We start from the raw sequence: 12,714 nt of genomic DNA, 5'->3' as shown, positions 1-12,714 counted from the left end.
TAGGATAATAAACATTTTTGGGGTTAAGAAAGTTTTCAAAACTTAATAATTATTTTACAAAATAATCAAAATATTGATAATCAATATTTTATACTTTAAATAAGGCCGGTTATTTTCGTCTTTCTCCTAAAGGAATACTTATTCCAAACTGAAAATTAAGCGCCCGGCTGGTGGTAGGGACAAAATCGGATGAAATATGAGGCGTTGCGTAATCACTGGCAAGAAACAAATTCAAACCTTTGGACGGTACAATATGAAGCGCCAGACCAAATGTATCGAACTGGCTGTGATTGACCGAATAAGTCAAACTGGTTGCAAACCATGTACAAGGACGATAGTTAGCCGAAAGTGTAAATTCCGAAATATTGGAATAGCTACCAAAACGTATAGCATATAATGCCCCCGCCGAAAGTTTATCTCTGACCAATTCATATTCAGCTCCCAGATTCATATTCATCCGGAGCATGGAAGCACGTCCTCTTTTTGTCTCTCCTTTCAGGTTTACGGCCTTTTTTATATCATCCAGAGCATCTTCGAACACGTCGAATACAGACGAACCGTCTCTTTCATATATTGAGTAATCGTTGGGAGAAACAATTACTTCCGTTTCAGGTGATTGCAGATTTATAGTATTAGCCTTGGACCAGGATATAAAACCGATGTCATTTATTGCTGCCGAAACTTTCAATCCTTCGAGGGTAGGAAACAATTCTTTGACATCATAGACTGCACCTAAATCTATACCCAAACCTAAACCGGGCAGGTTAAAATTCCCGAAAGTGAAGCCATCCAGATTTCCTTTTTCATCATACCTTGGTGCAACTCCCGGTGCAGAACCGATTAATGAGGCTTTTGATTTTGCTTTCCAGTAATCGGGTCCGGCATCTATATTGAGGCTTTTGGTATCGAATCTGAAATCGGCAAGTCCTCCCAGCAATTTGACCCGTGCCCCCAGTGTCAGGTTATTATTCATAAACATGCGTGAATGCGCAACACCGATTTCGATAAAGGAATACCCTGTGGCGTGCAGGTCGGAAAGGTCATATGTCGATTGCTCTTCCTGCCCGAACCCTCTTTTCAGTAATTCAAAAAAGGGTTTTGGTATATTAATATCGGCATGGGTTCTTACACCCAGATCTATATTCCAGAAATGGTCACCTTTATAAAATCCCAAGCCGAAAAATTTTATATTTACATCTGCATTTGCATAATTGTCATAAGATAATTTGGACAAAAACTGTTCTACTCCGACACTCTGATGCATAAAGGTAACACGCTTCCCATCAGGCCCTTTGAATGTAAAGTTGTGTAAATTGATTTTGTTCGTCTGTCCGTTTGCACCTATCGCAGGTAATACCGGAACTACAAGATATCCTTGCTCGGGACGCAATGCCGGATTAAGGCTATTCCGGAGATAGGATGTCTCCATAAAATAGTCTGATTGAGTAACCTGCGCATATCCTCCATTTATGGAGAAAATGCCCAGAATGGCTATCAATATGGCATGTAGTCTTGTTATAAATCTCATTTTCCCGGTCAACCTGTATTTAAAGTTCATAGTAGAACCCGCCTGTTTTCACAATAGCTCCCCAGATATACAGATAATCCTTATCGCCCAGCCAGAGAGTAGCATCTTTGGAAGTAAGGACGATGACAAGCTGCAAATCTGATGCTGCTTCCATATATTGCATATATTCGGATGTAATTTTAACAGAGAACTCCTGCATTTTTCCGGTAGTCAGTGTCTGTTTAGGTATAACTACATTGGTTATTCTTTGCTTTCCGGTATCGATGATATTAAAATAAACGTCGAGCGAGACTCCTTTAATTGCCACATAGATATCGATCCTGGCTGATATTTCTACAGTTTCATTCCCTTCATAGAAGAATTTCCGGATAGCATTATCATCAAACAGGCCTCGTATTGTATCACTCAAAGCTATAGAGCCATCAGGAATCGGGATGCCCCACGATTCGTTTAATTGTGGCAATCCTTTTATATATATTGTATCAATATCGCCTAACGGAATAGGAGGAATACTTATTACTCCGCTTTTATCCATATTACCCCAGTCATAATCTTTGTCGACACAAGCCTGTAAGCTGAACAGAAGCATGCAAGCCAGCAGTATATAGCTGTTCTGAAATTTCATATTGGCCGATTATTTGTAATTTACTGTAATATTCCCCAATGTTATAACAAATTTAAAATTTATAAATCGGGAATCCTATTTTTTAACGGAAAAGCAAAGCGTAAATAATATACAAAACCGAATTTTAACACTGTTCTGCCCCAATATTAACTTAACCGGTTATCCGGTTATTTTAAATTAAAATTACTACCTTTATATACCTGAATATAACACTGTAAAGCGGCATATGGCACAGGAGAAAAATAGTAAAAGGAGAAACCTGCTGAAAACAATCTGGCAGAGTATCGTGGGAACGAAGAAAAATGATGTCAATGTATATTTCATATCAGGCATGTGCTACAATTGCAGTGTGTTTGACAAGCTAAAATTGCCTAAAGGATTCAAGAAGAAATATATAGAGTGGCATATTCCCCGTCCCGATGAATCGCTGGATGAATATGCACATACAATGGCCGGAAAGATAGATCCCTCGCACCCTTTTGTACTGGTGGGCTACTCCTTTGGGGCAGTTATCATGCAGGAAATAGACCGCTTTTTAAACCCTGTAAAAAGTATAATGATCTCGTCTTTCAAAAGTGAAGATGAAATTCCGAACCTGTTCCGTGCTGTGAGAAGGACTAATCTGGTGGAAAGGGTTCCCATGCGGGTATATTCGTCTACCGAGTTCATAACCAATGCATTCAACCGATTTGTATATAATATGCCTACATCTGAACTGGCACAGGTAATGACATATACCGATCCTGCATATATTAAATGGGCTGTGAAGCAAATTACGGAATGGGTACCCGGAGGCAGCCACAAACACTTATATCATATACATGGCACTCTGGACCAGATATTTCCCTACGAACATATCAAGAATGCTTTTCCTGTCGAAGATGGGGATCATCTGATGGTGTTGAAAAAGGCTGATATTGTAAGTTCTATTCTCAGTGGGATATTGCTAATGAAGGAAGAAGACGAATAGGACAAAACTTTTACATAATATCTGTATTTGTAATTTCTACTGTTTGAATTATCTCTATTTATAGAGGTGAAATATTGCATGGTTTATTTATATTATTCTGATAAGTTATCAGATATTGTCCTGTTTGTATGAATGGCTTTGTTTTATAACAAAAAATGACTATTACTGTGTGATGTCCATTATGATAGTCAAAATTTGATGGGTATTGCGGGTTTAATCATCAGTAATATACTGTTTTTGTGATATATCTTTCTTTTATTCCAATGTATCTTTGATACAAAATGGGACTCTTTAATCCAGAGAACTCTTTTATAACAGTAGGGAAGAGGTTAATCGGTTTATTACTCCGGGAAATAAAATAGTTGTAATCTCTAAATGGATCGATCTTACACAAACGATAGGACTATTATAATTATTACTATTGATTAATATTCAGACAATCAAAATAATATAATAGTCTTCATTTAAAAACCGCCATTCCAGAGAACTCCTGATAATGCAGAGTATCGAAGTTTATATGTGGAATAGCTTTATGAAAAATATTGGAATTTACAACAGACAATAAGCAAATAATTATTTACCAAAACGAAAAAACTATTATCAACTAAAAACTACATGGGACAAGTAAGCTTTAAACAAAGATACTGCAGGCAAAAAATATTAAACAGCCTCTGTCGACCGCGATAATCTTTGGAAATTATTCTATTTTCTATTTGTAGGGTACTAGTATCTACTCCATCTATATATGTCCGGGAAGCAAAAGGAGCTTCCTCGTAAGATGTTTTGTTAAAATTCGAAAATAGATTAATATCGAAGAAAATGTATAAATTTTGGTCATCGAATGATTTGACCTACTTAATAACCAATAACACAAATAAAAATGAAATTTAAGATAACAATTTCACTGTTAATTTTATTAACAAATTATATAGGTTCAAACTCAGTATTTGCTCAAGTAACAATCGGCGTACTGGAAGAGCCGAAAGCCACTTTAGACATCCGTTCAGCAAATCCGTCTATTCCAACGGCTATCGATGGTATATTGGTGCCCTTGGTTACAAATTTCCCCGAGGAGAACCCGCCTTCAAGTCCCACCGAAACAGGGAATCTGGTATTATTACGCAAAGATGCCGGAACCAAAGAAGAATTCCAGTCAAAAACTGATGGCTTTTATTATTGGAACGGTAATGAATGGGTACATTTGATAACAGCGCCGTCTTCGGAAGTAATGGAGCAGATTTATTGTGTCTACGGACAAGATTTTAAATCTATAACAGGTTCTTCTTATAATAACATTGACAGGCAAGTTCTTTTTAATAAATTGGTATACAATGATCTAAATGTATCGGATGATAAAAAATTCACTCTCAGCGATAATCAGCTGACAATCGGAAAAACAGGTACATACCTTGTTTCATTATCAATAACTTTTAAACGTACACCAGCTTCAAATGCCAGCTGTGATGCTCAGACAGATTTTACGGCGAAGGTATTGGTAAACAATAATACGACACCTATTGTACAAGGAATAACTAATACCTCTTCAGAAACGACAAGTGGCTCGCAAATATTGGTAAACGTCATTGTTAAGTTGATAAAAGGTAATGTACTTACTGCATATGTACGGCAGGTAAGCGCCGATAGTACGTCAACAGGAGCCCCATGTAATTATCCTTACAATGGACTTGGTGTCAATTCCCTTACTTTATATTACTTACATAAATAAGAAAAAGCATGAAAAAGATTATATTAGCATCTGTAACCGCTCTTGTTTATGGAACGATGACTGCACAGGTTACGATAAATGCCGATGATGAACCGAGAGCAATACTTGACATTAGAGCGTCTAATACCAGCAATCCTGAAAAGAATGTGGGCTTGATAGTTCCATGTTTTCAGTCCTTTCCTGCAGCGAATCCAACCAGTGAACAGCACAGCATGATTGCTTTTTTGAGTAATACCGATACAAATAATTACTCAAAAAACAGTTTTTATTTTTGGGATAACAATAAGACCCTCTGGGATCAATTTTTAGATGAATATACAATCGAAGAGGATATTAACAAAGTTGTAGCCAGTGGCAGCGGATTGTACCTGAATTTAAACGGAACATCAACAAGTACATCATTTATAAATCTTTCAAATTCTGCATGCTATGTCTATTTTACAGAAAAAGAAGCCTTGGATTCCAGCTATAAACTTTTAGGCAATCATAGACTGCAGATTGGGAAAAGCGGTTTGTATCTGCTGATTATGAGTGCTGGTCTGTATAAGGATCAGGTTACCGGTATCATGACATACACTGCCGAAATATTAAAAAATGGTGTATCATTTACTCCGGCTTTGACGACATCGACTACCATAGCCTTTGCCAATGGGCGTTCGGGGATTCTGGCATTGAATGCCTTGGTTGATCTGGACGAAGGAGATGACCTTATAATAAAGATTAGCAGGGATTTCTCTACAGGTAACAATGTGAGAGCTACATTAAATACTCCTGCTACCATTTATTTACAACGTGTAAAAGATAATAATTAAATATTATAATGAAAAAACTGTATTTTCTATTATTGTTTCTACTGGCTTTCCAGCCCCTTTTGTGGTCCCAGGTTGCTATAAATTCCAATAACGTACCTAATGGCAATTTATTGGTAAGGCCAAGTAGTTATGCGAATCCGGATAATAAGTCCGGAGTACTTATACCCAGAGTTGAATCTTTGGAGTCAACTCTGGAAAAACCTGACGGAATGATTGTTTATTTAGCCAATCCCACCCCGCAGGATATGGCAGAACCAAATGGCTTTTACTATTGGGATGGATTACTTCATAAATGGATTCCTTTTATTACCCGCTATTCTTCCCTGTTGGCCCCTCCGCTGGTATTTTACGCAAGCGGCACATCCTTTATGGATGCTCCATTTGATCGTATTGCCGATTTGGAGGGTAAATCGGAGGATGAAGTTTATCTGACTGACAGAACGGCTAATAATGAAGACCTTTGTCTAATTACCAGCGACGGGCGGCTTGAAATTAAAAAGACAGGCTGGTATTATATTCAGTTATCTATAACATTGATAAAAAATGCAAATCCGTGCGGTATCAGGGATGTATTGTATGTGGAGTTGCTACGGAAGAATTCCCTGGGTGCTTATGAAGCTGTTATTTTAGAAGATGGTATTACTCCGTTTAAAGCAGTAACTTCGTTTCCCGGTAGAGTGGTTAATGCCAGTGGCGGTATAATTCAAAATCAATCGCAGACAATCGTAAGTCAGGCTCCTGTAAAACTAAATGAAGGCGACATCATAAGCCTTCACTGTGGGCTTGACTATATTGATCCTTCTGGGGAAGACGCAAACAATAATGCGACGAATAGAACTAAATCAGGAAATACAATAAAATATACCATTACTTCTGATGCCAGCATTGCGGGTCGGTATATGGGAAGCTTTTAACAAAAATAGTTTGCGAATATGTCTTTGCCATTTGTCCGATCAATGAATTATTCGAGGTGCGGCTTAAAGCGTTATACCCATTTTTAGCTTTAGTAGATAGATGTTTATTTCCTGAAAAGAAGCTCTGGAATGTAATAAACAATATATAATGTCAGATGTTTAGCTATAAATATAATTTTATGAAAAACAGGGAGGGTATTTATTCGAAATTAGTGGAGACTATAAAAAAAGAAGAATCGAATGATGTAAATATTATTTCACGCCTGAAAAACATATTGAACATCAGTCAACAATCTATATCCCGAAGATTAAGAGGCGAGATTCCATTCACCTTTGAAGAGGTCATGAAAATCTCGCTGGCCTTTAGTTTTTCTCTGGATGAGATTATAGGAAAGCACCGCATTAAAGGTACGTTCCTCGATATGAAATGGCTTCTTGAGGATGAGATGGATATTGTAGGTGTCTATAACGATTTAATTACTAAATCAATAGATAAAATGATATATATAGAGAACGACCCGAACGCATTACTTATTTCCGCAAGGAACAGGTTGCCTCTCAATCTCTTATTAAGATATGAAAATCTTACCAAATTTCAATATTTTATAGGAAGACACCAGGTAGCGACAAAGGCTTTCAACATGAAATTTTCCGAGATTGATTTGAGTCCGGAAAATAAACAGATGATGAGGGATTATATAAATAATCACAGAAAAATAAAACGTATTGAATTAATCATAGATGATAATACACTGTTATCCATGATAAAAGAAATAACCTATTTTTATAGAAGAAAACTCATAACCGATACAGATATAGCTATACTGCAAACCGAACTCTTCGATCTGGTCAGCTTTGTTGAAAAATTTATGATGGAAGGAAAAAATGATCTTGGAGCCGAAAATATCTGCTACTTATCTAAACTTGACATAGAAACAAATTATTCATACTTACAATTTAACGACCAAAAAATAGTGGAACTATGTATATATAAAGAAATTCCGGCTATAATATCAGATTCTAAGGTTTGTGATATAATGAGGAAAAGGCTCGAATCTTTGAAAAAATACTCTACCCTGATTACGGGTAGTAATGAATTGCAACGAACCTTGTATCTCGATAAGCAAAAAGAATATATAGAAAATATAGGAAGGGATCTTCTGCAAACATATTAACAGTTTGGTATCTTACACCGGATGGTTCTGAATAAAATGGCCGGAAGATTCTTCTTCCGGCCATAACTAAACATTAATGTATCCTTTTGATTTAATGCTTGTTTAAGGACATCTTACTCCTTCAACCCAACTTACATTTCTTATACCCTTTGCATGATAACCGTTCCCTGTAAGGTCAGGCACAACATTTAGCTCAGTGTCACTCTTTGCCGAGTTAAATTTCCAGTATGCCAGCAACCCCTCAGATGCCGGAGATACAGCACATATACCATTCTGTATCTCTTCTTTAGTCAGAGCTTTTGTCCAAACGCGGACTTCACTTATTTTTCCATACAGATACCTTCCATACAGAGCAGTTTGCCCTATATAGAACTTACGGTCACCATCCAGACCTGTGAGGTTGATAGGCCCTCTGGGCGCTTCAACATATGATTCCAGTTCTCCGTTGACATAAAGTTTTATCAGGCTTCCATCATATGTTACAGCCACATGAGTCCAGGCATTTGCAGATAATCCGTTTACTGATGTTACCGGATATCCTCCTCCCGCTAATTGCAATTGATTATTATCGATAGTAACGTCGCCGATCCTGAGCAGGAAATTTTCTTCCAATCCCATTATGGTACTAATAAACGGATTCGCTGTTTGGAATCTGTCCACATAAATTCTGGCTTCCATAGTCAATTCATTCACTGCCGACAGATCACCTTTGCCCAAGTCTTTATTTTCGAAATCTACCTTAAAGTAGTTTCCGCTCAGGTCGGCCGCTTTTGTTATAATGGTTTTGTTTATTACCAGATATATAATCCTTGAAGCATCTAAAACAGGGAAGTCACCTCCCTGAACATTCTTTATTTCCATAGGGACACAATAAATATCTTCGTCCGTAAATTCATTTAATGATTTAATGGATAATTTCAGAGGCTCCGAGATGTATTTTCCGGCCTTTATCTGAAGACTTGTATTGCTGATACTATATATATCCGTAGATAAAGTTTTATAATTTGTTCCGTTCTCTTTATTGTATTTATCTACCAGCGCCTCATTTACAGCAACAGTAACGTTAATATCATTTTTTGTTATGGCAGAGGCTCTGACACTTATTCCTAAATCCGTCGGTTCCTCGATAGACATCTTCAGTACCGGACTGTTTTCAGTGCCTGTAAAATAAATTACGTTCTGAAATTCATCGGCTTCTTTGCACGAGTATAAAACACTCAGCAAAGCAGCTATAAATAATATTATTCTTGTTTTCATATTTCACTCTTTTCTGTTATTCATAAAAGTAGACTTCGGCAATACTGGCCAGATTGTAGCTGTTCGAAAATTTATCCGGAAGAATGCGTACATACCTGCCCTCTAAAGGCTCTGCAAATTGATAAATAGCATCTACCTTTTCGTTATTCTCAATAACAGGCTCCACACTGCCTAAATCGGTCCAGTTCACACCATCGGCACTTACTCCAATACTGAATCCGGCCAATACACAATTATAGTATCCGTATAAAATATATGAAGAAACCAAACTGAAACCTTTCACCTTATGCACTTCACTCATATCATAATATATACCATGGGATGAATTACCTGATTGAATAACCCATGAGGTAGAAAGATCTCCGTCATATGAATTCTGCGCCGGACCGTAAGCATAACTGTGCCTGGACTCGGATGTCCATGCCGAACGATCGATAGATGCGCCTGGTTTTACAGATGTTTCTGATACGAATCCGGTCAGGGAAAAATCTACAATAGCATAGACTACATTTAAGTTTGAACTCACTCTTATATTTTTATCTCCTGTTTGAACAGAGGATATTTTTATTGGGAGTATAAATGTTGTATTTATAAATCCGGTAAAATGTTCTTCTATAAATGTCTTATTAAAAGCAATTTGTACTGAATCGACCGAAATATTACTCCCGGAAGCGATACTTAAAGAATTCTTACCTATAGAATATGCTGAAGACGGAAGTACTTCATATTCTGTTCCTTTTGCATCGTTGTAACTCTTCACTAAAGATTCATCCGTTTCAAGGATAACTTTTGTTTCCTGATTGACTCTTCCCGTAGCTTTTACAGGCAATAATATATAGTTCAGGTCAGACGACTCTTTTAGCCGTTTATAGTTTATATTCACGGCCACCTGAGAGTCACCCTGCTTGGTGTTCAGATAAATAATCGGGTCTAATGTTTCCGTATCGTCGTCCGAGCTACAGCTTGCCCAAAACAGGCAAGCTATGAAGAGATAAATAAATGTATGTATTTTATATGTTTTCATATGTAATCAGTTATTAGGGAATATACAACAATATTCATTTTACTCCAGGATTCATTATTTGAATCGCCTGACGAAGATATTTATACTCCATCTCCGTATTCCTGTATTCATATTCCATATGATAAGTACCACATCCTCCTTTTACCCCCTGGGCCGGGTTCCATTTAGCCATGCCTAAGATAGATGGTACTTTGTTCCCATTCGTTTCGGTATAGTTAACCCCGCCAGTCCTCCAGTGAGCTTCAAAGTCTTCCGTAACAATGAATTGTTCGGGTTTGAATATAGAACTGATTCTGTTATATCTGTTTTGCAGGTTACTGCCGCTGGTTGTCGAATATGCCTGGGCTATCGCGTAATCGAAATAAGGACCCGTTTCTTCAGGCAGTGCATCCAATTCTCCGTCAACAACTAATAATTTACCGGAATTGGACTTCGGCCCTAAATATTTTCCAAGCTCCTGAACAAAAACAATCATGTCCTCCCCTCTGGGGCAGTCTCTGACATCTGTCTGGCCTCCGACATTCGGTTCATAGTCGATATCCAGTCCGTCAAAACCGAGGTCGATAATTTCTTCAGCGAGTGCCTTTGCATATTTACGTAATCCTTCCTGGCGGTCGGTTCCCCAATTTTCTTCAGGTATGTTTGGCAACTCTTTTCCGGTCCAGCCTAAAAGGGTTGTCACCAGTATCTTCGTTCCTTTTACTTCCCGGGTAAGTAGCAAATCATCAATTTTTTCAGGAGTCATTTTATCCCTATGCCACATATTTCCCCATAAGCCTATCATATCTACACTATCGGGTATTGAGTAGAGACGGGTAACCATCGACGGGCCGGCAGCTGTCCAGCCTCCAAACCAACCAAACGCAATCTGATGGTCAGACTGTTTATAATCTCTCAGATTGGCAAAATAAGCGTCTGAGCCAATTTCAGGCTGATCCACATCTATTGTTTTTGGCTCCGTCCATTCATTGTCACACGAAGTGGCAAATGCAATTGCAGCAAATAAAAAGATAGATATGTATATATATTTTTTCATGCTTTTCGTATTTTGTTATTCTACATTATTTTTTATCCCACCAAACTTTGGTGCCGCCATTATCCGGCCCTCCGAGAAGAGTGCTTACAGCTTCTGTAACATTGGTCAGATTCGATGTATATTCAGTCTTAGGATAAGGGACTCTTCTTACCTGAATATCAGTGTTTATTTTCCCGGAACTATTATTAGTTACTACGGGGAATATCTTAGGATAACCGGTTCTTCTGAATTCACTCCAGGCCTCTTGTCCTTCAGGATACATAGCCAGCCATTTTTGAGTAATAATACGCTCCAGTTTCTTTTCAAATGATGCCGAGTTGTCCCATTTTATAGTAATCGTTGAAAGAGGATTGATACTATTGGAAGCTACTACATCGCTAAACCGGGCGGGAACAAATGTGTTATTACTAATATATGAAGTATATGAGGATGAGACTCCATGCTGAGCGAATGAGGCCTCTATTCCCTTATTATATAGATCTTCAGCCGAAGATAAATTATCTGTGCCTGCCATATTCCATCCCCGCAGCACTCCTTCTGCTCTAAGGAAATAGGCTTCGGCTGCGCACATCCATTGTATAGGAGCTGAAGCTTCTACATTCGGGTTTGAAAGATCCTCATATCTTGATTTATTCGATATCACTACCCCGTTGCGAACCCCGTTATAAGATCCTGAAACAGCTGGCCTAAAGTATTTACTTAACCGGGGATCTTCGTATCCTTTCAGGAAGGATTCTATACTGGCCCCCATTTTAGTATCTTTATATGAACTCCATATGACAGTTAACGGATGGGATATTGTATAGCCTTTACCTGACTTCACGGTGACATTTTCCATATTGTCGGTAAGGACGCCATAGCTGTTATTCACAGCTTTTTCCGCATTTTCTTTTGCCAAATCCGGATTTACATAAGCTACCCGTATAGCAAGACGAAGCCTTAATGTATTTGCAAATTTTATCCAACTGCGGATATTACCGTTATATACTAAGTCGTATTTTGCTAATGGCCCGGAATCACTATTAGCCGAGACAAATTTGTCTAATTCAGCAATAGCTTCGTCCAGTTCTTCAAAAAAAGATTTATAAATAGCCTCTTGGGAATCGTACGCTGCCCCCATAGCTCCTTTACCAAATTGAGAGTAGGGGATAGGTCCGTGATTATCAGTTATACGGTGCATACCGGCAATTTTGATTATCTGTGCCAGATAGAAAATGTAAGGCACCCCGTATTCTCCGGATTTTACCTTTATCTGGCTCCATGGAGACATTACAGAGCGGTAAGCTACATTAAATCCGACATCATTCCAGTCGCTGAAATCCATATTGTAGGTACTATTGTTACTTGAGCCGTTCCACTGGCCGATAGCAGCCATGTATCCCGAAAAGATATCTCCTGTCAGGTTTTGGGCACGCTGGTATTCATTAGCACCCACGTCGCTCGTTGGAATTACATCTGTCTGCATTGTCGGAATAAATCCTCCGACACCCAATAAATCTTTTTTTATATCCTCCTCTAAGGCTCTGTTCGGATCGGTATTCTTGCGTTCAAAATCGTCAGTACAAGAAAAAAGAAAAGCAGAACAGAGTAAGAATGCTAAACACAGATTATGTGTGATATTGTGGATTTTATAGAATCTCATAATGT

The 12,714-nt window shown here is 38.1% G+C and carries 11 protein-coding genes; 5 read left to right on the top strand and 6 right to left on the bottom strand.

Annotation, left to right across the window (positions count from 1 at the left end):
• Positions 1–109 precede the first annotated feature (109 nt).
• Both B3317_RS04065 and B3317_RS04060 read right to left on the bottom strand, forming a co-directional pair.
• Positions 110–1,528: a DUF5723 family protein gene (locus tag B3317_RS04065; protein ID WP_291108892.1), complete on the bottom strand. Its 1,419-nt coding sequence runs from the start codon at positions 1,526–1,528 to the stop codon at positions 110–112.
• 19 nt (positions 1,529–1,547) lie between these two features.
• A complete protein-coding gene (locus B3317_RS04060; RefSeq protein WP_291108891.1) occupies positions 1,548–2,153 on the bottom strand; it encodes a hypothetical protein in 606 nt (201 codons plus the stop codon).
• 226 nt (positions 2,154–2,379) lie between these two features.
• On the opposite strand from B3317_RS04060, the gene B3317_RS04055 reads away from it, so the two are divergent.
• The 5 genes from B3317_RS04055 (at position 2,380) to B3317_RS04035 (ending at position 7,750) form a co-directional block, all read left to right on the top strand.
• Positions 2,380–3,123, top strand: a complete 744-nt coding sequence (locus tag B3317_RS04055; RefSeq protein ID WP_291108889.1) for an alpha/beta hydrolase — start codon at positions 2,380–2,382, stop codon at positions 3,121–3,123.
• An 880-nt stretch (positions 3,124–4,003) separates the two neighbouring features.
• The gene (locus B3317_RS04050; protein ID WP_291108887.1) at positions 4,004–4,849 is read left to right on the top strand and encodes a hypothetical protein; all 846 of its coding nucleotides are present in this window, start codon (positions 4,004–4,006) and stop codon (positions 4,847–4,849) included.
• Positions 4,850–4,857: 8 nt separating this feature from the next.
• On the top strand, positions 4,858–5,661 hold the full coding sequence (locus B3317_RS04045) for a hypothetical protein (RefSeq protein ID WP_291108885.1): 804 nt from the start codon (positions 4,858–4,860) through the stop codon (positions 5,659–5,661).
• Positions 5,662–5,669: 8 nt separating this feature from the next.
• Positions 5,670–6,575 carry a hypothetical protein gene (locus tag B3317_RS04040; protein ID WP_291108884.1) on the top strand — a complete coding sequence of 302 codons (906 nt, stop codon included), beginning with the start codon at positions 5,670–5,672 and terminating at the stop codon, positions 6,573–6,575.
• A 179-nt stretch (positions 6,576–6,754) separates the two neighbouring features.
• Positions 6,755–7,750, top strand: coding sequence for a helix-turn-helix domain-containing protein (locus tag B3317_RS04035; RefSeq protein ID WP_291108882.1), 996 nt, complete (start codon positions 6,755–6,757; stop codon positions 7,748–7,750).
• Positions 7,751–7,852: 102 nt separating this feature from the next.
• Here B3317_RS04035 and B3317_RS04030 read toward each other — a convergent pair whose 3' ends face one another.
• From B3317_RS04030 to B3317_RS04015, 4 genes are read right to left on the bottom strand one after another with little or no spacing between them, the layout of a single operon-like run.
• Positions 7,853–9,007, bottom strand: a complete 1,155-nt coding sequence (locus B3317_RS04030; protein WP_291108880.1) for a DUF1735 and LamG domain-containing protein — start codon at positions 9,005–9,007, stop codon at positions 7,853–7,855.
• A gap of 16 nt (positions 9,008–9,023) precedes the next feature.
• Positions 9,024–10,031, bottom strand: a complete 1,008-nt coding sequence (locus B3317_RS04025) for a BT_3987 domain-containing protein (protein ID WP_291108878.1) — start codon at positions 10,029–10,031, stop codon at positions 9,024–9,026.
• A 34-nt stretch (positions 10,032–10,065) separates the two neighbouring features.
• Entirely contained in the window at positions 10,066–11,067 is a 1,002-nt protein-coding gene (locus B3317_RS04020) for a glycoside hydrolase family 18 (RefSeq protein WP_291108876.1), read from the bottom strand.
• Between the two features lie 25 nt (positions 11,068–11,092).
• On the bottom strand, positions 11,093–12,709 hold the full coding sequence (locus tag B3317_RS04015; RefSeq protein ID WP_291108874.1) for a RagB/SusD family nutrient uptake outer membrane protein: 1,617 nt from the start codon (positions 12,707–12,709) through the stop codon (positions 11,093–11,095).
• Positions 12,710–12,714: the final 5 nt, after the last annotated feature.

Source organism: Dysgonomonas sp. UBA7710 (assembly GCF_002482385.1).
In the GTDB taxonomy this organism is placed as follows: Bacteria; Bacteroidota; Bacteroidia; order Bacteroidales; family Dysgonomonadaceae; genus Dysgonomonas.
This window is presented reverse-complemented; position numbering and strand designations above follow the sequence as displayed.